General features: G+C 46.6%; 20 protein-coding genes. 19 read left to right on the forward strand and 1 reads right to left on the reverse strand.

Annotated elements, in window-relative coordinates:
• Window positions 1-63: 63 nt before the first annotated feature.
• From lepB to acpS, 6 genes are all read left to right on the forward strand, one after another.
• Window positions 64-963: a signal peptidase I gene (gene lepB / locus A9237_RS10975; RefSeq protein ID WP_005436449.1), complete on the forward strand. Its 900-nt coding sequence runs from the start codon at window positions 64-66 to the stop codon at window positions 961-963.
• A 20-nt stretch (window positions 964-983) separates the two neighbouring features.
• On the forward strand, window positions 984-1,661 hold the full coding sequence (gene rnc / locus A9237_RS10980; protein ID WP_005436448.1) for a ribonuclease III: 678 nt from the start codon (window positions 984-986) through the stop codon (window positions 1,659-1,661).
• Complete coding sequence (gene era / locus A9237_RS10985) at window positions 1,654-2,616, forward strand: GTPase Era (protein WP_005436447.1); 963 nt, start codon at window positions 1,654-1,656, stop codon at window positions 2,614-2,616. The genes rnc and era overlap by 8 nt, the downstream gene beginning before the upstream one ends.
• Window positions 2,617-2,744: 128 nt before the next feature.
• On the forward strand, window positions 2,745-3,476 hold the full coding sequence (gene recO, locus A9237_RS10990) for a DNA repair protein RecO (RefSeq protein ID WP_005426504.1): 732 nt from the start codon (window positions 2,745-2,747) through the stop codon (window positions 3,474-3,476).
• Window positions 3,473-4,204, forward strand: a complete 732-nt coding sequence (gene pdxJ, locus A9237_RS10995; protein WP_005426507.1) for a pyridoxine 5'-phosphate synthase — start codon at window positions 3,473-3,475, stop codon at window positions 4,202-4,204. Before recO ends, pdxJ begins: the two co-directional genes overlap by 4 nt.
• Before the next feature lie 12 nt (window positions 4,205-4,216).
• Entirely contained in the window at window positions 4,217-4,597 is a 381-nt protein-coding gene (acpS, locus tag A9237_RS11000; RefSeq protein WP_078608178.1) for a holo-ACP synthase, read from the forward strand.
• 91 nt (window positions 4,598-4,688) lie between these two features.
• Here the strand turns inward: acpS and barA are convergent, their stop codons facing one another.
• Window positions 4,689-7,487, reverse strand: a complete 2,799-nt coding sequence (barA, locus tag A9237_RS11005) for a two-component sensor histidine kinase BarA (RefSeq protein WP_041058528.1) — start codon at window positions 7,485-7,487, stop codon at window positions 4,689-4,691.
• Between the two features lie 192 nt (window positions 7,488-7,679).
• Here barA and rlmD point away from each other — a divergent pair, with 192 nt between their 5' ends.
• The 13 genes from rlmD to rpoS all read left to right on the forward strand — a co-directional run bounded on the left by rlmD (window position 7,680) and on the right by rpoS (window position 22,212).
• Entirely contained in the window at window positions 7,680-8,999 is a 1,320-nt protein-coding gene (gene rlmD, locus A9237_RS11015) for a 23S rRNA (uracil(1939)-C(5))-methyltransferase RlmD (RefSeq protein WP_078608179.1), read from the forward strand.
• A gap of 127 nt (window positions 9,000-9,126) precedes the next feature.
• Complete coding sequence (gene relA / locus A9237_RS11020) at window positions 9,127-11,346, forward strand: GTP diphosphokinase (RefSeq protein WP_078608180.1); 2,220 nt, start codon at window positions 9,127-9,129, stop codon at window positions 11,344-11,346.
• A gap of 223 nt (window positions 11,347-11,569) precedes the next feature.
• Entirely contained in the window at window positions 11,570-12,367 is a 798-nt protein-coding gene (mazG, locus tag A9237_RS11025) for a nucleoside triphosphate pyrophosphohydrolase (protein ID WP_078608181.1), read from the forward strand.
• A 151-nt stretch (window positions 12,368-12,518) separates the two neighbouring features.
• Window positions 12,519-14,159: a CTP synthase gene (locus A9237_RS11030; RefSeq protein WP_009707596.1), complete on the forward strand. Its 1,641-nt coding sequence runs from the start codon at window positions 12,519-12,521 to the stop codon at window positions 14,157-14,159.
• Between the two features lie 78 nt (window positions 14,160-14,237).
• Window positions 14,238-15,539 carry a phosphopyruvate hydratase gene (eno, locus tag A9237_RS11035; protein ID WP_009707595.1) on the forward strand — a complete coding sequence of 434 codons (1,302 nt, stop codon included), beginning with the start codon at window positions 14,238-14,240 and terminating at the stop codon, window positions 15,537-15,539.
• 698 nt (window positions 15,540-16,237) lie between these two features.
• Window positions 16,238-16,519: a cell division protein FtsB gene (gene ftsB / locus A9237_RS11040; protein ID WP_005436434.1), complete on the forward strand. Its 282-nt coding sequence runs from the start codon at window positions 16,238-16,240 to the stop codon at window positions 16,517-16,519.
• A 1-nt stretch (window position 16,520) separates the two neighbouring features.
• The gene (ispD, locus tag A9237_RS11045) at window positions 16,521-17,228 is read left to right on the forward strand and encodes a 2-C-methyl-D-erythritol 4-phosphate cytidylyltransferase (RefSeq protein WP_078608715.1); all 708 of its coding nucleotides are present in this window, start codon (window positions 16,521-16,523) and stop codon (window positions 17,226-17,228) included.
• Window positions 17,229-17,242: 14 nt separating this feature from the next.
• Complete coding sequence (gene ispF, locus A9237_RS11050) at window positions 17,243-17,719, forward strand: 2-C-methyl-D-erythritol 2,4-cyclodiphosphate synthase (RefSeq protein WP_005436430.1); 477 nt, start codon at window positions 17,243-17,245, stop codon at window positions 17,717-17,719.
• A 45-nt stretch (window positions 17,720-17,764) separates the two neighbouring features.
• A complete protein-coding gene (gene truD, locus A9237_RS11055) occupies window positions 17,765-18,808 on the forward strand; it encodes a tRNA pseudouridine(13) synthase TruD (protein ID WP_078608182.1) in 1,044 nt (347 codons plus the stop codon).
• Complete coding sequence (surE, locus tag A9237_RS11060; protein ID WP_005436425.1) at window positions 18,808-19,584, forward strand: 5'/3'-nucleotidase SurE; 777 nt, start codon at window positions 18,808-18,810, stop codon at window positions 19,582-19,584. The genes truD and surE overlap by 1 nt, the downstream gene beginning before the upstream one ends.
• Window positions 19,584-20,210 (forward strand): protein-L-isoaspartate(D-aspartate) O-methyltransferase, encoded by a 627-nt coding sequence (locus A9237_RS11065; RefSeq protein ID WP_005436423.1) that lies wholly within the window; start codon window positions 19,584-19,586, stop codon window positions 20,208-20,210. The genes surE and A9237_RS11065 overlap by 1 nt, the downstream gene beginning before the upstream one ends.
• 14 nt (window positions 20,211-20,224) lie before the next feature.
• Window positions 20,225-21,148, forward strand: a complete 924-nt coding sequence (locus tag A9237_RS11070; protein WP_005436421.1) for a peptidoglycan DD-metalloendopeptidase family protein — start codon at window positions 20,225-20,227, stop codon at window positions 21,146-21,148.
• A gap of 80 nt (window positions 21,149-21,228) precedes the next feature.
• Window positions 21,229-22,212: an RNA polymerase sigma factor RpoS gene (gene rpoS, locus A9237_RS11075; RefSeq protein ID WP_009707587.1), complete on the forward strand. Its 984-nt coding sequence runs from the start codon at window positions 21,229-21,231 to the stop codon at window positions 22,210-22,212.
• The last annotated feature ends 50 nt before the right edge of the window (window positions 22,213-22,262 follow it).

A 22,262-nucleotide genomic window follows, 5' to 3' on the forward strand; every position in this document is an offset into this window, starting at 1 on the left:
ATAGTAAAATAAGTGAAAGGGTTTCGGCTCTTTCACTTTCGTATTTTTAGATAAGGGAATTTAATGGCGAATACATTCTCACTGATTCTAGTTATCGTGACTTTGGTAACTGGCGTAGTTTGGCTACTAGAAAAGCTGGTGTTTGCAAAAAAACGTCAAGCAAAGGTAGCGGAGATCCAAGCGCAAACAGCAAATGGTCTGGATGCGGTGACGCTACAAAAAGTAGAAAGCCAACCTTGGTGGGTAGAGAACAGCGTCTCTATCTTTCCAGTGATTGCATTCGTACTGGTATTACGTTCTTTTATCTATGAACCGTTCCAAATCCCTTCAGGCTCAATGATGCCAACCCTACTAGTGGGTGACTTCATTTTGGTTGAGAAATACGCATACGGCTTGAAAGACCCAGTATGGCGCACGCAGCTAGTGGAAACTGGCAAGCCTGAGCGTGGCGACATCGTGGTATTCAAATACCCACCACAGCCAAACATTGACTACATTAAACGTGTGGTTGGTTTGCCTGGTGATACCGTGCGTTACTCTGCGGATAAACAAGTATGCATTCAATCGAAAGGTGAATCATCTTGTAAGCCAGTCAAATTGAGCAATGTTGAAGAGAGCCAATTCATCCAAAATGGCATTCCTCTGATTCAGATGAATGAAAAATTGGGTGAAGTGGAACACCAAGTTTTGGTGAACCCGCTCGCTCGTGACCGTGTGCAGAACTACCAGCCACGTCCAGGAGTTAACGAATGGGTTGTACCACAAGGTCAGTACTTTGTTATGGGTGATAACCGTGATAATAGTGCTGATAGCCGTTACTGGGGCTTTGTTCCAGAAGCAAACTTAGTCGGTAAAGCTGTCGCGATCTGGATCAGCTTCGAGTTTGATCGTGGCGCGGACAGCGTTCTACCTTCATGGATTCCAACTGGTGTGCGTTTTAACCGCGTCGGTGGTATTCACTAACCATTACATATCGAGAGAGTATGAATTCTCCAATTGATAAACTAGAGAGAAAGCTCGGCTACCAATTTAAGGATGCTGGGCTTATCAACTTGGCGCTGACTCACCGCAGCGCCAACAGCAAGCATAATGAACGTCTTGAGTTTCTGGGCGATTCAATTTTAAGTTTTGTCATCGCTGATGATCTGTACCATCGTTTCCCGAAAGTGAACGAAGGTGACATGAGCCGTATGCGCGCTACTTTGGTACGTGGGCACACATTGGCGGAACTGGGTCGTGAATTCGATCTAGGAGATTATTTAAAATTAGGTCCAGGTGAATTGAAGAGTGGCGGATTCCGCCGAGACTCTATTCTAGCCGATGCGGTAGAAGCCATTATTGGTGCGATTTACCTTGATAGTGATATTGAAGCCGTGCGCGGTATTGTACTGAGCTGGTACAACTCGCGTCTTGAAGCCATCAAGCCTGGCGTATCACAAAAAGATCCAAAAACTCGCCTACAAGAGTTCCTGCAAGGCAGAAGAAAACCACTGCCTGTCTACACAGTGACTAATATTAAAGGTGAAGCGCACAACCAAGAGTTCACGGTTGAGTGTGACGTAGCAGGTGTGGATAAGCCTGTCATTGGTAAAGGCACCAGCCGCCGCAAGGCAGAACAAGCGGCTGCTGAAACAGCACTTGAGCAATTAACAAATGGCTGATAACGAATTCGATATCGATGCATTTTTTGCATCCAATGGTGAAGTAAGTTCACCAGAAAACCAGCACTGTGGCTTTATTGCGATTGTTGGTCGCCCAAACGTTGGTAAATCGACGCTTCTAAACAAAATTCTTGGTCAGAAGATTTCGATTACATCTCGTAAGCCGCAAACGACTCGTCACCGCATCATGGGTGTGGACACAGACGGCGATTACCAAGCGATCTACGTAGATACGCCAGGACTTCACATTGAAGAAAAGCGCGCGATTAACCGCTTGATGAACCGTGCAGCAAACTCATCTCTAAGTGATGTGAACCTAGTATTCTTCTTGGTCGACGGTACACATTGGACAAAAGACGACGAGATGGTGCTGACTAAGCTTCAAAAGTCGAACTTCCCAGTTGTACTTTGTGTGAACAAAGTAGACAACGTGCAAGATCGTAACGAAGTGATGATGCACATGGCCGACATGTCTAAGAAGATGGACTTCGTTGACGTTGTGCCAATCTCTGCAAAGCAAGGTAAGAACATCGACGTACTGCGCAAGCACGTTCGCGATCACTTGCCAGAAGCAACGCACCACTTCCCAGAAGAATACGTAACCGACCGTTCTCAGCGTTTCATGGCGTCTGAAATCGTGCGTGAAAAGCTGATGCGTTTTACTGGTGAAGAGCTGCCATACTCGGTAACGGTTGAGATTGAGCGTTTCGATTACAACCCAGAAACTGACGGTTTCCATATCAACGCCCTGATTCTTGTTGAACGCAATGGTCAGAAGAAAATGGTGATTGGTAAAGGCGGCGAGAAGATCAAGACAATTGGTCGTGAAGCGCGCCTAGATATGGAAGAGCTATTCGGTCGTAAGGTTTACCTAGAGACTTGGGTAAAAGTGAAATCTGGTTGGGCAGACGACGAACGTGCGCTGCGCTCACTAGGTTACATCGACGACCTATAAGTTTGGTTGCTTGTACGTTTGGTAACGAAGACACTTCGTTCCAACATCGACTAAAATATAATATCGATTAAAATAAGGAGCCACTTGGCTCCTTATTTTTTATTACCGACTTAGGCACACTGATTGAAATGAGCAACCAGTCTTCAGAAGGCTTCCAGCGCTGCTTTGTATTGCACCGACGCCCTTACAGTGAATCGAGCTTAATCCTTGATGTATTCAGCGAGGAGTATGGTCGTATCACGTTGATGGCGAAAGGTGCGCGCAGCAAACGCTCCAATCTAAAAGGGGCATTGCAGCCCTTCACACCGCTATTGCTGAAATGGTCCGGAAAAGGTTCGATGAAAACCTTACGTCAGGCTGAGCCAATCAGTTTGGGCTTACCGTTGTTCGGGATAAACCTTTATTCCGCGATGTACGTAAATGAATTAGTCGGACGCGTGTTAATGGCGGAAGTGCCGATGCCTGCGCTGTTTCATGATTACCTGCATGCACTAACGGAATTGGCTCAGAGTGACAACCCTGAACCGGGGTTGCGTCGTTTTGAATTGGCCCTGCTGTCTTCAATGGGCTATGGCGTCGATTTCTTACATTGCGCCGGGACAGGCGAGCCAGTCGATCCTGAGATGACTTACCGTTATCGGGAGCAAAAGGGATTCATAGCTTCAGTAAGGCGCGACAACCTGACATTTTTAGGGAATGAATTGATTGCGATTAGCGAACGGCGATTCGTCACTAAAGAGCAATTAAAAGCGGCGAAACGCTTTACACGTATGGCATTAAAGCCGTATCTTGGCGGCAAACCTTTAAAAAGTCGCGAATTATTCATTCAGACATATCGAGCACGGAGTAACGGAAAATGAGCTCAATCTACTTAGGCGTTAATATCGATCATATTGCCACTCTACGTAATGCACGTGGTACTAAATACCCAGATCCAGTTCATGCTGCTGAGATCGCAGAGCGTGCAGGTGCTGACGGTATTACCATCCACCTACGTGAAGACCGTCGCCACATTCTAGATCGTGACGTTCGCATCCTACGTGAAACCATTCAAACTCGTATGAACCTTGAAATGGCAGTAACGGACGAGATGGTTGAGATTGCGCTACAAACTAAGCCTGAGTTCGTTTGTCTGGTTCCTGAAAAACGTGAAGAGTTGACAACAGAAGGTGGTCTGGATGTTGTCGGTCAACTTGAGAAAGTGAAAGCGGCAACGCAAAAGCTAACCGAAGCAGGCATCAAAGTCTCTCTATTCATCGATGCTGACCGTCAACAGATCGATGCGGCAAAAGCTTGTGGCGCACCTTACATTGAGCTTCACACTGGTCACTACGCAGACGCGACAACAGAAGAAGATCAGCAAGATGAACTGAAGAAGATCGCAGCTGGCGCTAGCTACGCTGATGACCTAGGTATCATTGTAAACGCAGGTCACGGTCTGACTTACCACAACGTTGCACCAATCGCAGCACTGCCAGAAATCTACGAGCTAAACATCGGTCACTCGATCATTGGCCGTGCCGTTTTCGATGGTCTAGAAAAATCTGTGGCAGAAATGAAAGCCATCATGGTTGCGGCTCGTAAGTAATCAGATTTAAGCATGGCAATTTTAGGATTAGGCACTGACATCGCAGAGATTGAACGCATTGAAAAAGCGCTCGGTCGTACGGGTGAACCATTCGCAAAGCGCATTTTGTCGCAAGATGAAATGATAAAGTTTGCCGAATTGAAGCAACAAGGACGCTACCTTGCGAAGCGTTTCGCTGCAAAAGAGGCTGCCTCAAAAGCGTTAGGAACCGGCATCGCGAAAGGCGTGACCTTTCATGATTTTACAGTTTCGAATGATGAGTTTGGTAAACCAGTATTGTCCTTATCCGGTGTGGCGAAGCAAATCGCCGAGTCGATGGGTGTCAATCATGTTCATCTGTCCATTTCGGATGAGCGTCATTACGCCGTTGCGACGGTGATTTTTGAATCCTAACTTAGCCTGATTACGGATTAACAACCGAACACGAAAAAGCCAGAGTCGATGCTCTGGCTTTTTTTATTGCTCTGATTTATGCCGTCATTCTCTACTGCTCAAGATAGAGTTTCGCGGTGCTAGTGACCTTTATCATCTCATCTTGCAGTTCAAACATTTCTGGCTCGATGTCTTCAATACTAGCCCCTGAGCGCAGCGCTTGTTCCAAGGTTGCACACAATGACTTCAATCTCGGCACACCGCAGTAAGAGCTGCTGCCGTGAAGTTTATGCACTACATGGATAAGGTCATCACGCGAGAAGTCTTCTTGCTCTAATGCTTGATCGACCACCTCTTCCACCTCAGGGATAAAATCAATCAGCATGCGCAGCATGTCTTTGGCTAGGTCTTCTTTGTTGGCACTCTGCTTTAACGCTGCTTGCCAGTCGATGATGACATCTTGCTGTGGTTTTTCTGGTGCTGGTGGCGCAGTCTCCACAACAGGCTCGACATAAGAAGGCGCGATTTTGTCGACACTTTCAGTACAAGTATTTGGGTTCCAATGAACCAAAACCTGTTGCAGTACATGTTCTTCAATTGGCTTGGTTAGGTAGTCATCCATACCCGCTGCCAGTAGTCGGTCACGTTCGCCCGCCATGGCATGTGCGGTTACCGCAATCACTGGGGTGTCTTTGTTCAGCTCTAGCTCTTTAATGTGCTGACAAGCGGTCACTCCGTCCATCAATGGCATTTGAATGTCCATGAAGATCAGGTCGTATTTCTTCTCAGTCGCGAGATTCACTGCTTGCTGACCATTGCTGCACGCCGTTACCGTTTCTACACGCTCTTTTAGTAGCGCAGAGATCAGTTTCAAGTTTGCAGGGTTATCATCAACCGCAAGCACCGTAAGTGGTAAGCGCTCATTCATCACTGGCTCAATTGGTGCAATTACCGCTTGTGGTGTTTCAACATGATCTGTGATCAGGCTTTGTAAAAGCTTACGGCGTGATAATGGCTTGGTCAGACATTGGATCTGATGATCGTTCATCACTTGATCTGCCAGGGCCAATTCGGTACTTGGTGTACCCATGATCACACTCGGCGCCATGCGTTTGGCTTGTTCAATCCAAGCTGCTACCGACTGTTCGTCGTAGGTTTGGTTGGCAGCCAAGTTCAACAAGACGTAATCGTAGTTCTCGTCGTTTTCTGGCAACGAAGAGCGGTAGGTCACCAGAATGCCTTCTTGGCTTAGGATCTGCTGTGTCACTGACGCCGCTTGCATGTTTGGTTCAACCAACAACAATTGCTTACCGGTCAATAGCTCTACTTCAATCAGATCGCTCATTGGCATTTCAGTTGAGTGCAAGCGAACCGTAAACCAGAAGGTGGAACCTTGGTGTAGGCGACTGGTTAGGCTGATTTCGCCGCCCATCTGGCTTACCAGTTTCTGAGTGATAACCAGACCCAGACCAGTACCACCATAGCGACGTGAAATACTCGCATCCGCTTGGCTAAACGCTTGGAACAACTGCGCTTGCTGACGTTCGGAGATACCAATACCAGTATCGCGCACCATGAATTGCAGTTCGACCGAATCACCGGATTGTGAGCGCATCTCAACGCTGATGTCGATATTACCGCGCTCAGTAAACTTGATGGAGTTGCCGACTAAGTTGGTGAGGATTTGTTGGATACGAAGTGGGTCACCCACCAAGCCTTGCGGGATCTTCGGATCCACTTTCAAGGTGATTTCCAATCCTTTTTCGTGCGCGCTGGTGGCTTGTAGGTTGATTACTTCTTCTAAGCTTTCTCTGAATTCAAACGGAATGTTTTCCAGTGCTAGCTTACCGGCTTCCAGTTTCGAGAAGTCGAGGATGTCGTTGATGATGTTCAGTAGGTTGTTTGCGGACTTCTCAATAGTCTGCAAGTAATCCGTTTGGCTGTTTGAAAGCTGTGTTTTCAGCATTTGGCGGGTAAAGCCAATCACGCCATTCAATGGAGTACGAAGTTCGTGAGACATATTCGCTAAGAATTCTGACTTCACACGTGCAGCTTCTTGGGCACGCTTCTTCGCGATGTCTAACTCCACGTTCTGAATCTCTAGCTGTTCCAGAGTCTCACGTAAGTCTGATGTCGCTTGGTCTATACTGTGCTGCATCTCAACGTGATATTCCGACAGCGAAACCGCCATGGCGTTGATACCGTTTTTCAGTTGGTCTAATTCACCGTGCATTTTGCCTTCGATACGCACATCAAGGTGACCACGACGAATACGGTCAACAACGTTCTTCATGTGCGTGATCGGCTGAGTAACGTCATGCATGAGGCGAGAGGCGAACACACTCGCGAGACCAAGACCGAGGATCAATACTAAGAACGCAGAGAACACTTCTTGGTATTGCTGCAATCGAAGTGACGAAAGGTCCATTTCTACTGCGATGTAGCCGATGGCTTTTGTGCCCTGATTCTCATTTGAGAGCTCCGAAAGATAGTGACCTTCAGATAGAATCGGCACGCGCAGAATAAGCGAGTTATCGAAGATTTCCGAATTGCCTAATTGAGGGATAGGCTTATCCTTCGGGAACATCAGAGCTTCAAAATTGGGATGGAAGTTAGAAGTGACGAAAAGCTCATGATTTTCGTCGAACACCGCGATACTACGAACCAGCTTCGAGTTTTTGCGGTGGGCGTAACTGATAAGGCGACGAACGGCTTCGCGACTTTCGGAAAGTAGGTGAGTTTCACTGGCAATGGCAAGCGGTTCGATGATGCTATTGCCTGTGGTGATAACTTGTTTCTCGAGGTCTTGGTAGCGGTTAAATGAGAAAAAGCCGCTCAGTAATAAACCAATAATGAGAGTGGGAGCGAGAGTTAGTGTAATTACACGTGCTCTTAAGCCATATCTGGTCATGTTATCTAATTACATCGGAGTCTGGATATGGGAAAATAACGCATTATTTCTCAAGCGCACGATAAAGCCTTGAGCAAAGAAGTGACGTCACCGGATAAACGGTAAGCATAATCAAGTCACTCGAATCACACAACGGCTGCAATCAAGAATAGTGAAGCAGTAGAGCAATTAGACACAAATCAGGCACAGAGCATGGCACGTATCTTTCAACCTAAAAAGAAAACGCAACTGAATACCCGCCACCAAGCGGTACAAGTGGAGCGTTTGGATCACCACGGCGCAGGCATTGCTTACCTTAAGAAGAAACCATTGTTTATTGATGGTGCGCTACCGGGTGAGGAAGTGGTAACCCAATTGGTGGAAGAAAAGAGCAAATTCGCTCGCGGTAAGTTGATTAAAATCCTTAAACCGAGTGACGCTCGCGTGGAGCCATTTTGTCCGCACTACCATGAATGCGGTGGCTGTGACCTGCAGCATCTGAACTATGACCAACAATTGACGCACAAGCAGCAAACGCTTCGCCAGTTGATGAGAAAATTTGCCGGCAGTGATATCGAGTTGGATGCGCCTGTATTGGGTGAGTCTTTTGGCTACCGTCGCCGTGCTCGAGTGAGCTTGTTCGTAGATAAAAAGACTCGTCAGTTGCACTTTGGTTTCCGCAAGAAACAGAGTAAGCAAATCGCGCAAGTGACGGATTGTCCAGTGCTCGCACCTGAGTTGAATGTGCTATTGCCAGAAATCTACTCGACGTTAAAAGCGTTTAAGAAGCCAGAGCAACTTGGTCACGTAGAGTTGGTGCTAGGCGATAATGGTCCATGCATCACATTGCGTCATCTAAGCAAGCTGACGGAAAAAGAAACTAACTCGTTGGTGGAATTGGCGAAGCGTCACAATGCATCGCTCTACTTAATGCCAGAAACGGATCAGCTTGATTTGATTGAAGGTGAAGTGCCTTTCTATCAAGAAGCGGGTGTCACCGTGCCATTTACGCCAAATAACTTTATTCAAGTGAACCAAGCAGTAAACCAGAAAATGGTCGCTCAGGCTGTGGAGTGGTTAGACCCACAAAGTGATGAACGAGTGTTAGATTTGTTCTGTGGCTTGGGTAACTTTAGTTTGCCTATCGCGAAACGTGCAAAACACGTAGTGGGCGTAGAAGGCGTGGCAGAAATGGTGGAAAAGGCGGCAAATAATGCATCTTTGAACCAAATCAATAACGCGCAATTTTATCACGCTAACCTTGAGCAGGATTTTGAAGGGCAAGTTTGGGCGGCTGAACAATTCGACAAAGTGCTGCTTGATCCTGCACGCGCTGGCGCGAGTGGGATCATCGATCAAGTTTCTGCGCTTGGCGCACAGCGTGTAGTTTATGTTTCGTGTAATCCTGCTACCCTTGCAAGGGATAGTCAGAGCTTGCTGGAGCAAGGCTACCAATTAACCAAATTAGGTATGCTGGACATGTTCCCTCATACCAGCCATCTAGAATCGATGGCACTGTTTGAAAAGTCCTGATAATTGGGACTTTGTTGATCACTTACACGTGGTGGGTGGTCAATAAGCCAACGCTTAAAGCTTGGCACAAGAACTAACCTGGATGGTGTTAGTCAAACCACACAAATATAATAATTAGGATGATGAGATGGTTGCGGTAAGAAGCGCGCATTTAAACCAAGATGAACAGTTTGAACTTGAAAACTGGGTGGCTAGCCTAGGTCAAGAGAAGAACACAGCGAAACGCTTAACCGAAGTGTATCGTGATTGCCAATCGATTTTGGCGAAGCACGAGCAGGCGGAGCTTTTGTTGTGGCGTGGACGAGAGATGATCGAAATCTTGATCACCTTGTCGATGGATAAAGCGACACTCGTCGCTGCGCAACTGTTCCCTTTGGTCTCAAGCGGTGCTTTTGATAGAGAACTCCTTGAGGAAAAATACAGCAAAGAAATCATTAAGCTGATCGATGGCGTCGACGAAATGGCGGCAATCGGCCAGTTGAATGTAACAATGGATGGTGGTGCTGCCTCGTCTCAAGTAGATAACGTTCGTCGTATGTTGTTGGCCATGGTGGATGATTTCCGCTGCGTGGTCATCAAGCTGGCAGAACGTATCTGTAACCTGATTGAAGTAAAAAAAGCGCCGGACGAAGTTCGTCGTGCAGCGGCAAAAGAGTGTGCAAACATCTATGCGCCTCTGGCAAACCGCCTTGGTATTGGTCAGTTGAAGTGGGAAATCGAAGATTACGCCTTCCGCTACCAACAACCAGAAACCTACAAGCAAATCGCGAAGCAATTGGCTGAGCGTCGCATTGTCCGTGAACAGTACATCAAAGACTTTGTCGATGACCTTACTCAAGAAATGACCGTATGCGGCATCAATGCAGAAGTCAGTGGTCGTCCAAAGCACATCTACAGTATCTGGCGCAAAATGCAGAAGAAGAGTCTGGCGTTTGATGAATTGTTTGACGTACGTGCGGTACGTATCATCGCTGACAAACTTCAAGACTGTTATGCCGCTCTAGGTGTGGTTCACACCAAATACAAACACTTACCAAGTGAGTTCGACGATTACGTTGCGAACCCAAAACCAAACGGTTACCAGTCCATCCATACCGTGATTCTTGGCCCTGAAGGCAAGACCATCGAGATCCAGATTCGTACTAAAGAGATGCACGAAGACTCGGAGCTAGGTGTTGCAGCGCACTGGAAGTACAAAGAAGGCGCAAGCAGCCGCAGCGGTTACGATGAGAAGATCACGTGGCTACGTAAGCTTCTGGATTGGCAAGAAGAGATGTCCGACTCTGGCGAGATGTTGGATGAACTGCGTAGTCAGGTATTTGATGACCGCGTGTATGCCTTTACCCCACGTGGTGATGTTGTCGACCTACCGATGGGCGCAACCCCATTAGACTTCGCTTACCACATTCACTCAGAAGTGGGGCATCGTTGTATCGGTGCCAAAGTAGCGGGTCGTATCGTACCGTTCACTCATAAACTGCAAATGGGCGATCAGGTTGAAATCATCACCCAGAAAGAACCAAACCCTTCGCGAGACTGGTTAAACCCGTCGCTAGGCTTTGTGACTTCAAGCCGAGCGCGTGCGAAGATCAACGCATGGTTCCGCAAGCAAAGCCGTGAGAAGAACCTAGAAGCGGGTCGTGAAATTCTAGAACACGAACTGGCGAAAATCGGCGCCACACTGAAAGACGCTGATAACTACGCACTGAAACGCTTTAACGTTAATAGTGCCGATGAGTTGTATGTTGGTATTGGTAGTGGTGACTTACGTATCAACCAGATCATCAACCACATCAACGCGTTAGTGAATAAGCCAACCGCGGAAGAAGAAGACCAGCAAGCGCTAGAAAAACTGCAAGAAGCAGAAAGTCGCGCGCCAGCACAGAGTCGTCCGAAGAAAGATGCGGTCGTAGTGGAAGGCGTTGATAACTTAATGACGCATCTAGCGCGCTGTTGTCAGCCTATCCCAGGTGATGAAATCGCAGGTTACATCACCCAAGGTCGTGGTATTTCGGTCCACCGCAGTGACTGTGAGCAACTTGAAGAGCTTCGTCATCACGCACCAGAACGTATCATCGATACCGTCTGGGGCAGCGGCTTTGTCGGTTCTTACATCTTGACGGTTCGTGTTGAAGCAATGGAGCGTGGCGGTCTACTTAAAGACATCACAACGCTATTTGCGAACGAGAAAATCAAAGTCACCAGTATGAAGAGCCGCGTCGATTACCGCACGCAAATGTCGATCATGGACTTTGACCTTGAAGTGACCAACCTTGAAGTGTTCTCACGCGTCTCGAAACGTGTTGAGCAGATTAAGGATGTAATGTCGGTGAAACGCTTAGGCTAATTTTTACGTCGTATTTGGCTTTCTAGCGGCGTTAGCTGCACTTATATCCGGAATGCCGGCCCAGCCCCATCTCATAGACAAGCTATGCTCATGGGTCTCATAAGTTTGCTGCCTTGCCAGAAGAACCAACTACTTAGTAAAAACAGTTAGAAAACAAATTAAAGGTGAGTGGTTTTGGCTGCTCACCTTTTTCTTTAGATAGAAAGGTTTAAAGGAACAGAAAATGAGTCATCCAATTGAACAGTTAGAACAAATCATGGCGAAGTTGCGTGACCCAGAAAGCGGTTGCCCTTGGGATTTAAAGCAGACCTTCGACACCATTGTTCCGCACACTATCGAAGAAACCTACGAAGTGGTGGATGCAATTCAAAACCGCGATTGGCCGAACTTGCAAGAAGAGTTGGGTGACTTATTGTTCCAAGTTATTTTCTACAGCCAAATGGCGAAAGAGCAGGGACTATTCGACTTTTCTGATGTGGTGGAAACCGTTAATGAGAAACTGACGCGTCGCCACCCGCATGTTTTTTCAGAAGTAGAATTCGATTCTGAAGAAGCGATTAACGCAAACTGGGAAGCAGAAAAAGCCAAAGAGAAAGCGCAAGTAGGCAAAGCTGAAGAAAGTATTCTAGACTCAATACCAAACTCTCTACCTGCGCTTTCGCGTGCTACAAAGATCCAGAAAAAGTGCGCGAAATTTGGTTTCGATTGGGACTCGCTTGGCCCTGTCGTCGGAAAAGTGCAGGAAGAAATTGAAGAGGTGATGGAAGAAGCGCTTCAAATTACTCCGGATGAGGAAAAAGTCGAACTTGAATTAGGCGATCTTTTATTTGCTACTGTGAACCTGTCTCGTCACCTAGGGAAAGACCCTGAAGTGGCACTGGCAAAAGCCAACTTAAAGTTCTCGAAACGCTTTAAAGGCGTGGAAACTAAAGTTGCAACGCACGGTAAGCAGCTCACAGACTTTACTCTAGATGAACTCGATTCAATGTGGGATGAAGTGAAACGAGAAGAGCAAAGCTGAAATTGCATGAATACTCGACTTTGATTTGAAGCAAAAAATAAAAAATTACGGTGTGATAGATTTCACGTTGTGGCGGTTAGGAGCTTCTGGTATATTTACGTCCCGTCCAGAAGCACTCCATTTCCCTCATTCAACCAATTTCAGGTTAAACATGACGACAAATTACATTTTTGTTACTGGCGGGGTTGTATCCTCTCTAGGTAAAGGTATTGCAGCAGCATCTCTTGCAGCTATTCTAGAAGCTCGTGGTCTAAAAGTGACTATGATGAAGCTTGACCCTTACATCAACGTTGATCCAGGCACAATGAGCCCAACTCAACACGGTGAAGTGTTCGTTACGGAAGATGGCGCAGAGACTGACCTTGACCTTGGTCACTACGAGCGTTTCATCCGCACCAAGATGACTAAGCGTAACAACTTCACTGCTGGTCGTGTTTATGCAGACGTACTACGTAAAGAACGTCGCGGCGATTACCTAGGTGCAACCATTCAGGTTATCCCTCACATCACTAACGCTATTAAAGACCGCGTAATTGCAGGTTCTGAAGGCCATGATGTTGCTATCGTTGAAGTCGGTGGTACGGTAGGTGATATCGAATCACTACCATTTATGGAAGCTATCCGTCAGCTTGCTGTAGAACTAGGCCGTGAACGCGCAATGTTCATGCACCTAACGCTAGTTCCTTACCTAGCAGCTGCAGGTGAAGTGAAAACTAAGCCAACTCAGCACTCTGTTAAAGAGCTGCTATCTATCGGTATCCAACCAGATATTCTTGTTTGCCGCTCAGATCGTATGATCCCAGCGAACGAGCGTAAGAAAATTGCGCTATTCTGTAACGTTCCTGAGAAAGCGGTAATCTCAATGAAGGACGTAGATTCAATCTACAAGATCCCTCAACTTGTTAAGTCTCAAGGTCTAGATGACCTAGTTTGTGCTCGCTTTGGTATCAACGCACCAGAAGCTGACCTGTCTGAATGGGAACAGGTTATCTATGAAGAAGCGAACCCAACTGGCGAAGTAACTATCGGTATGGTCGGTAAATACATCGAACTACCAGATGCTTACAAGTCAGTAAACGAAGCACTTAAACACGCAGGCTTGAAAAACCGTCTAAACGTCACAATTAAATACGTAGACTCTCAAGATGTTGAGACGAAAGGCGTAGAAGTGCTTGAAGGTCTAGATGCAATTCTAGTACCTGGTGGCTTCGGTGACCGTGGTATCGAAGGTAAGATTCGCGCAGCACAATACGCTCGTGAAAACAAAGTACCTTACCTAGGTATCTGTCTAGGCATGCAAGTAGCACTTATCGAATACGCGCGTAACGTAGCGGGTATGGAAGGTGCACATTCAACAGAATTTAACAAAGACACTAAGTACCCTGTGGTAGGTTTGATCACTGAATGGGTAGACGGCGAAGGTAAAGTTGAAGAACGTACTGAAACGTCTGACCTAGGTGGTACGATGCGTCTTGGTTCACAGCTATGTCACCTAGAGAAAGGTACGAAAGCTCGTGAACTATACGGCAACGCGACAATTCATGAGCGTCACCGTCACCGTTACGAAGTAAACAACAATCTTCGTCCGCAAATCGAAAAAGCGGGTCTGAAAGTATCTGGCCTATCAGCGGACAAGAAACTAGTGGAAATGATTGAGAACCCAGCTCACCCATGGTTTGTAGCGGCTCAATTCCACCCAGAATTCACCTCGACGCCTCGCGATGGTCACCCACTATTCGCAGGTTTCGTTAAAGCTGCTGGCCAAAACGCTCGCGGCGAATTCGAGAAGTAAAAGGATACGGGCAGCGGCAAAGGTTGTACTGCTGCCCTTTAAAATTGACATTTATATTTGAAACGAGAGGAAACATTAATGTCTAAGATCGTTAAAGTTCTAGGTCGTGAAATCATCGACTCACGTGGTAACCCAACTGTAGAAGCTGAAGTACACCTAGAAGGCGGTTTCGTAGGTATGGCAGCAGCTCCATCTGGCGCATCTACTGGTTCTCGCGAAGCTCTTGAGCTACGTGACGGTGACAAAGCACGTTTCCTAGGTAAAGGTGTTCTTAAAGCTGTTGAAGCTGTAAACGGCGCAATCGCTGAAGCTCTAGTTGGCAAAGACGCTAAAGACCAAGCTGCAATCGACGCAGTAATGATCGAACTAGACGGCACTGAAAACAAATCTAAGTTCGGTGCGAACGCTATCCTAGCTGTTTCTCTAGCAAACGCTAAGGCTGCAGCAGCAGCTAAAGGCATGCCTCTATACGAGCACATCGCTGAGCTAAACGGCACAGCTGGTCAGTTCTCTATGCCTCTACCAATGATGAACATCATCAACGGTGGTGAGCACGCAGACAACAACGTTGACATCCAAGAGTTCATGATCCAACCAGTTGGTGCTAAGACTCTTAAAGAAGGTCTACGTATCGGTGCTGAAGTATTCCACAACCTAGCTAAAGTTCTTAAGTCTAAAGGCTACAGCACTGCAGTTGGTGACGAAGGTGGTTTCGCTCCTAACCTTAAGTCTAACGCTGAAGCTCTAGAAGTTATCGCAGAAGCTGTTGCAGCTGCTGGTTACGAACTAGGTAAAGACGTTACTCTAGCTATGGACTGTGCTGCATCTGAGTTCTTCGACAAAGAAGCTGGCATCTACAACATGAAAGGCGAAGGTAAAACTTTCACTTCTGAAGAGTTCAACCACTACCTAGCTGAGCTAGCTAACCAATTCCCAATCGTTTCTATCGAAGACGGTCTAGACGAGTCTGATTGGACTGGCTTCAAGCACCAAACTGAACTACTAGGTGACAAGCTTCAACTAGTAGGTGACGACCTATTCGTTACTAACACTAAGATCCTTGCTGAAGGTATCGAGAAAGGCGTAGCTAACTCTATCCTTATCAAGTTCAACCAAATCGGTTCTCTAACTGAGACTCTAGCTGCAATCAAGATGGCTAAAGACGCAGGTTACACAGCAGTAATCTCTCACCGTTCTGGCGAAACTGAAGATGCAACTATCGCTGACCTAGCGGTAGGTACAGCTGCAGGTCAAATCAAAACTGGTTCTATGAGCCGTTCTGACCGTGTTGCTAAGTACAACCAACTAATCCGTATCGAGGAAGCTCTAGGTGAGCGCGCTCCTTTCAACGGTCTTAAAGAAGTTAAAGGTCAAGCTTAATTCTTAATTGAATTAACCGCTTAACTTAAAGCTTTTGAAAACGCCTCGCACTTGCGGGGCGTTTTTTTATACGACGGAAGCTCTAGGTGAGCGCGCTCCTCCATGTTTCAAGGAAGCGGCCTTAAAGAAGTTAAAGGTCAAGCTTAATTCTTAATTTAATTAACCGCTTAACTTAAAGCTTTTGAAAACGCCTCGCACTGCGGGGCGTTTTTTTATATGACGGAAGCTCTAAGTGAGCGCGCTCCTCCATGTTTCAAGGAAGCGGTCTCAAAGAAGTTAAAGGTCAAGCTTAATTCTTAACTGAGTTAACGGCTTATCTTAAAGCTTTTAAGAACGCCTCGCACTTGTGGGGCGTTTTTGTATCTGACATATGGGAACGCTATGCTTCGAGAGACAGGAACGGACTTCGCCCTTCGGGAGCGCTTCTCTTCGAAAGGTAGGAGCGGGCTTGGCTCTTCGAGAGCACTTCACTTGGCGATATGAGGACTGACTTTGCTTTTTGATGTCTTTTGCTCACGTTCATTTGTGATTCCATAGAACGAGGAATAAGAGAGTAGGGAAGTCTCTTTGTTTCATTTTGCTGCTTTTTTCCTGTAAGGAGCGTGTGAGTCTCTTTTTCTGCCCTAGAGCCAACCACGCATTTATGCTATATATGTCACCTTATCTAATCCCTTCCGGTACAGAATGTTAGCAACGATATGCGAATCTTTGTTATAGCCCTTACGTTACTGTTTGGCTGGCTTCAATATACCCTCTGGTTTGGCAAAAACGGGGTGTCTGACTACTACACAGTAGAAGATGAAATTGAAGTGCAGCAGCAAGTAAACAGCAAGCTGCAAGCTCGTAATAACGAGATGTTCGCTGAGATTGATGACTTACGACAAGGTCTTGATGCGATCGAAGAACGTGCGCGTCACGAACTTGGTTTGGTCAAAGATGGCGAAACCTTCTACCGAATCGTAGGTGAGGATGAACAATAAGATGTTGGATACTTCACCATCTCATATTGCTATCGTGCCAGCTGCTGGCGTTGGTAGTCGAATGAAGGCAGACCGTCCAAAACAGTACCTGTTGATTGACGGCAAAGCGGTATTGGAACATACCGTGGAAAAACTGCTTTCTCACCCAAAAATTTCTAAGGTTGTCGTGGCTATTACCGACGGTGACCCATACTACCCTGAACTCTCCATTGCTCAGCATCCTGATGTGATTCGTGTGGCTGGTGGTAAAGAAAGGGCAGACTCTGTGTTATCAGGGCTAAACTATGTAAGAACACATCTTGAGAGCGAGTGGGTATTAGTCCACGACGCTGCAAGACCGTGTGTATTAACATCCGACATTGACCATTTGATCGACGTTTGTAGCGCACACCCAACTGGTGGAATCCTTGCCTCTCCAGTGAGAGACACAATGAAGCGAGCAAACGCAGCACAAGATATCGATCATACGGTAGATAGAGAAGCATTGTGGCATGCATTAACTCCACAAATGTTTAAAACTCAGCAGCTTACTCAAGCACTGGCTGACGCATTAGAGCAAGGTGCAACCATCACTGATGAAGCCTCGGCTTTGGAATGGTTAGGCGAAAAGCCGGCACTTGTTCAAGGGAATGCGAATAATATAAAAATTACTCAGCCAGAAGATCTTGCGTTAGCCGAGTTTTATCTAAGCCGTGAGCGCGGCGAATAAAGAAAGGATAGAAAATGATTCGAATTGGTCATGGTTTCGACGTACATAAATTCGGCGGTGAAGGTCCGGTAATCATCGGTGGTGTAGCGATTCCTTACGAACAAGGTTTGATCGCACATTCTGATGGTGATGTCGCACTGCATGCGTTGAGCGATGCTTTGTTAGGAGCGATCGCAGCGGGTGACATTGGTCGCCACTTCCCTGATACCGACGATAAATGGAAAGGCGCGAATAGCCGTGAATTATTGAAAGACGTATACCGTCGGGTCAAAGAACAAGGCTACCGACTTGGTAATGCTGACATCACTATCATTGCACAAGCACCTAAGATGGCTCCGTACATTGAAGCTATGTGCGCAGCGATTGCCGAAGACTTGGAAACCGACATTAACAACATTAACGTAAAAGCGACGACGACAGAACGTCTTGGTTTTACTGGACGCAAAGAAGGCATTGCAACGGAAGCAGTTGTACTTCTGTTTAAGCAATAACTAGCAATTTGCTCCTCTAAGCTGTGATATCAGCGGAAACACATCATGTCAGACATTTTATCTTCATTGGCTTACCTAACAGGTAAGCCAGTTGCATCTGCAAAAATCAAAGCGCAACCAGAGCACTTTCAGGTTCGCGAAGATTTAGGTTTTGCCTTTACGGGTGAAGGCGAGCACTTAATGGTTCGTATCCGTAAAACCGGTGAGAACACCAGCTTTGTTGCTAACGAGTTAGCTAAAGCCTGTGGTGTTAAGTCGAAAGACGTCAGCTGGGCAGGTCTTAAAGACCGTCATGCTGTGACTGAACAATGGCTAAGCGTGCATTTACCAAAAGGTGAAGCACCAGACTTTTCAGCATTTTTGGCGCAATACCCGAGCATCGAAATCCTTGCAACGGATCGTCACAACAAAAAACTGCGTCCTGGTGACTTAGTAGGGAACGAGTTCGTGGTTACTTTGTCTGAAGTGACAGATGTAGCGGATGTTGAGCAACGTCTTGAAAAAGTGAAACAAGTAGGTGTGCCAAACTACTTTGGTAGTCAGCGTTTTGGTAACGATGGCAACAACCTTGAAGAAGCACGTCGATGGGGACGCGAGAACGTTCGTACCCGCAACCAAAACAAGCGCAGCATGTACTTGTCAGCGGCTCGTTCATGGATTTTCAACCGTATTGTTTCAGCTCGCCTAGAGAATGGTGTGTTTGATAAGTTTATCGACGGTGATGTGGCGCAGACAGCTTCTGGCACTCAGTTGGTTGATGCAAGTAACATGGCAGATCTGCAAGCACAGTTTGCTCAAGGTGAAGTGGCGATCACTGCTGCACTGGCGGGCGATAACGCACTACCGACTCAAGCGGATGCGCTAACCTTAGAGCAACCGTTCTTAGATGAAGAACCAGATTTGATGGCATTGATTCGTGGTAATCGTATGCGTCATGACCGTCGTGACATCGCACTCAAGCCACAAGACTTAGCTTGGACTGTCGATGGTAACAACATCACAATGACGTTCTCGCTGGATGCGGGCTCCTTTGCGACTTCGATCGTGCGCGAATTGGTTATCGAAGAAAAGGTAGAAAGAGAATATTAATGGAAATGGATTCACACAACGCGAAGCCATTAAGAATACTGCTCAGTAATGATGACGGTGTTCATGCTCAGGGAATTCACGCGCTTGCTGATGAGCTAAGAAGCATTGCTGAAGTGACAATCGTAGCACCAGACAGAAACCGCTCAGGTGCTTCTAACTCTCTCACGTTGGAGCAGCCACTACGCGTTACTGAGATTGCGCCGAAAACCTTCTCTGTGCAGGGGACGCCAACTGACTGTGTCCACTTCGCGCTGAATGAGTTGATGAAAGATGACCTGCCAGACCTCGTGCTGTCAGGCATCAATCATGGTGCCAACTTAGGTGACGACGTGCTGTACTCTGGTACAGTCGCTGCGGCGATGGAAGGGCACTTCCTTGGTGTGCAGGCCATTGCTTTCTCCCTCGTCGGCAAACAGCATTTTGAATCTGCTGCGAAAGTTGCGCGTCAGCTGGTTGAGCAACACTTGGTTCGTCCGATCCCAACTAACCGTTTATTGAATGTAAACGTGCCCGATCTTCCATTTGAAGAGCTTGGTGAGATTGAAGTGACTCGCTTAGGTGCTCGTCATCACGCTGAGAATATGATCAAGCAGAAAGATCCGCGCGGACATGATATTTATTGGCTCGGCCCTCCGGGTAAAGAGCAAGATGCTGGTATTGGTACGGACTTTTATGCGATTGAACATGGCTTTGTTTCAATCACGCCGCTACAAGTCGACTTAACAGCTCATGAGTCATTACGTGCAATGGATAGTTGGTTAAAGGAAGAGAATTAATGAGTAACCCACATGCTGACAGGTTGATAGCGTTTCTTATCTCCAGTGGCATCAGTGATCAACGCGTGTTGGATGCAATTTATCGTTTGCCACGTGAGAGTTTTGTCTCACAAGCGATGATGCACCAAGCATACGACAACAATGCGTTGCCGATTGGTCAGGGACAAACTATTTCTCAACCTTACATCGTCGCGAAAATGACAGAACTGTTGGATCTAAAGTCGAACAGCAATGTATTAGAAATTGGTACCGGCTCAGGTTACCAAACCGCTGTCCTCGCTCAAATTGTCGATCATGTTTATTCCGTTGAACGCATCAAATCCTTGCAATGGGATGCGAAGCGCCGTCTGAAGCAACTCGATATTTATAATGTATCGACTAAACATGGTGATGGTTGGCTTGGTTGGGAAGGCAAAGGTCCTTTCGATGCGATTATCGTCACTGCCGCCGCGGAGAGTGTTCCCCAAGCACTTTTATCGCAGCTAAAAGAAGGCGGTAAGATGGTCATTCCAGTGGGTGACGATGAGCAACAACTATTAAAAATTGAACGTCAGGGTGAACAATATCTGTCAACCGTGGTAGAAATGGTAAGATTTGTGCCATTAGTTGCAGGTGATTTAGCTTAAAGGTTAAAGACTAGGTGAAGAAGTTATTACATCGTTTTGTTATTAGCTGTTTGTTAGCTGCGGGACTTGTTGGTTGCGCGGCTCATTCACCTGCACCTGTTTCAAGCCTAAATAAAGATTACTCGACGGTTGAGCGTGGCAGTTATAGAGGGAGTTATTACGAAGTAAAGAAAGGTGATACCCTTTATTTTATAGCCTACGTCACAGATAAGAATGTAAATGATCTAGTTCGTTACAATGAATTGTCTGCTCCTTACACGATTTTTCCGGGCCAGAGGTTGAAACTTTGGGCTCCGAAATATGTGGCCCCTAAATATGGCCACAAAGTGGAACCCGTTGTCGCTCCTGTTGTTGCAGCAAAACCTGCTCCGGTGACTAAAACATCAACAACGTCAAAGGCGTCAAATTCAAGTAAAAGCTCTACTCAGAAACCTAAGACAACTACGACTCAGGTTGCACAAAAACAGCCGCCAAAGAAGGTTGAACAATCCAAACCAAAGGAGTATGTTGGGTCAAAAGGTAATCAGAATGTTAAACCGAAACCGCCAACAACCACCGCGAAAAATGAAAAAGTCTCGAAGTGGTTATGGCCGACAAAAGGGAGAGTAATCAGTAACTTCTCAGCGGGAGAACAAGGAAATAAAGGGATCGACATCGCAGGACAGCGTGGTCAACCTATCGTTTCAACCGCAGCTGGCACCGTCGTTTATTCGGGTAATGCGCTACGAGGTTATGGCAACCTAATTATAGTGAAGCATAACGACAATTATTTAAGCGCATACGCACACAACGACAGACTGCTGGTATCAGAAGGACAAAGTGTTAAGAGCGGACAAAAAATAGCAACCATGGGTAGTTCAGGTGCTAAATCCGTCAAACTACATTTTGAAATTCGTTATCAAGGTAAATCAGTGAATCCAAAGCGCTATTTACCGTAAAACTTTGAATAACAACTTGCGACATCATTTAGCGGCATATTGAGTTGTCATGTCTTGCTAACTCGCCAGGGGGAGGCGTTATGAGTATCAGCAACACAGTAACCAAAGTTGAAGAGTTCGACTACGATAATGCACAATCGGAAGGCATTTCAAACGAACCTGCAAAAACATCTACTGGAACCAAATCAGCGGCGCGCGAAGAATTTGACGCGAGCAGTAAGAGCTTAGATGCAACACAGCTCTACTTGGGCGAAATTGGTTTCTCACCACTACTCACTGCAGAAGAAGAAGTACTTTATGCTCGACGTGCGCTGCGTGGCGATGAAGCTGCTCGCAAACGTATGATCGAAAGTAACTTGCGTCTTGTAGTGAAGATCTCTCGTCGATACAGTAACCGTGGTCTTGCACTTCTTGATCTCATCGAAGAAGGTAACCTAGGTTTGATCCGTGCGGTCGAGAAGTTCGATCCAGAACGCGGTTTCCGTTTTTCAACTTACGCGACGTGGTGGATTCGCCAAACGATCGAACGTGCGTTGATGAACCAAACTCGTACGATCCGTCTGCCAATTCATGTGGTTAAAGAGCTGAACATTTATCTGCGTACAGCGCGTGAACTTTCTCAGAAGCTCGACCATGAACCAACAGCGGAAGAGATCGCTGCACAGTTAGATATCCCAGTAGAAGACGTAAGTAAAATGCTTCGCCTCAACGAGCGCATCAGTTCTGTTGACACACCAATCGGTGGTGACGGCGAGAAAGCGCTATTGGATATCATTCCTGATGCAAACAACTCGGATCCTGAAGTTTCCACTCAGGACGATGACATCAAATCTTCATTGATCCATTGGCTAGAAGAGCTGAATCCAAAACAGAAAGAAGTGCTGGCACGTCGTTTTGGTCTGCTTGGTTATGAGCCATCGACGCTTGAAGAAGTGGGACGTGAAATCGGACTAACGCGTGAACGTGTTCGTCAGATCCAAGTTGAAGGTTTACGTCGACTACGCGAGATCTTGATTAAGCAAGGTTTAAACATGGAAAACCTGTTTAACGTTGAAGACGACTAAACAAGTCTGTTGCAGAAGCAAGTTCAGAATAAACAAAAGGCTATGGGTGA

Source organism: Vibrio owensii (assembly GCF_002021755.1).
Classification (GTDB): Bacteria; Pseudomonadota; Gammaproteobacteria; order Enterobacterales; family Vibrionaceae; genus Vibrio; species Vibrio owensii.

Coding starts and splice junctions, on each gene's coding strand:
- lepB (WP_005436449.1), top strand. CDS start 64: ATGGCGAATACATTCTCACTGATTCTAGTTATCGTGACTTTGGTAACT.
- rnc (WP_005436448.1), top strand. CDS start 984: ATGAATTCTCCAATTGATAAACTAGAGAGAAAGCTCGGCTACCAATTT.
- era (WP_005436447.1), top strand. CDS start 1,654: ATGGCTGATAACGAATTCGATATCGATGCATTTTTTGCATCCAATGGT.
- recO (WP_005426504.1), top strand. CDS start 2,745: ATGAGCAACCAGTCTTCAGAAGGCTTCCAGCGCTGCTTTGTATTGCAC.
- pdxJ (WP_005426507.1), top strand. CDS start 3,473: ATGAGCTCAATCTACTTAGGCGTTAATATCGATCATATTGCCACTCTA.
- acpS (WP_078608178.1), top strand. CDS start 4,217: ATGGCAATTTTAGGATTAGGCACTGACATCGCAGAGATTGAACGCATT.
- barA (WP_041058528.1), bottom strand. CDS start 7,487: ATGACCAGATATGGCTTAAGAGCACGTGTAATTACACTAACTCTCGCT.
- rlmD (WP_078608179.1), top strand. CDS start 7,680: ATGGCACGTATCTTTCAACCTAAAAAGAAAACGCAACTGAATACCCGC.
- relA (WP_078608180.1), top strand. CDS start 9,127: ATGGTTGCGGTAAGAAGCGCGCATTTAAACCAAGATGAACAGTTTGAA.
- mazG (WP_078608181.1), top strand. CDS start 11,570: ATGAGTCATCCAATTGAACAGTTAGAACAAATCATGGCGAAGTTGCGT.
- A9237_RS11030 (WP_009707596.1), top strand. CDS start 12,519: ATGACGACAAATTACATTTTTGTTACTGGCGGGGTTGTATCCTCTCTA.
- eno (WP_009707595.1), top strand. CDS start 14,238: ATGTCTAAGATCGTTAAAGTTCTAGGTCGTGAAATCATCGACTCACGT.
- ftsB (WP_005436434.1), top strand. CDS start 16,238: ATGCGAATCTTTGTTATAGCCCTTACGTTACTGTTTGGCTGGCTTCAA.
- ispD (WP_078608715.1), top strand. CDS start 16,521: ATGTTGGATACTTCACCATCTCATATTGCTATCGTGCCAGCTGCTGGC.
- ispF (WP_005436430.1), top strand. CDS start 17,243: ATGATTCGAATTGGTCATGGTTTCGACGTACATAAATTCGGCGGTGAA.
- truD (WP_078608182.1), top strand. CDS start 17,765: ATGTCAGACATTTTATCTTCATTGGCTTACCTAACAGGTAAGCCAGTT.
- surE (WP_005436425.1), top strand. CDS start 18,808: ATGGAAATGGATTCACACAACGCGAAGCCATTAAGAATACTGCTCAGT.
- A9237_RS11065 (WP_005436423.1), top strand. CDS start 19,584: ATGAGTAACCCACATGCTGACAGGTTGATAGCGTTTCTTATCTCCAGT.
- rpoS (WP_009707587.1), top strand. CDS start 21,229: ATGAGTATCAGCAACACAGTAACCAAAGTTGAAGAGTTCGACTACGAT.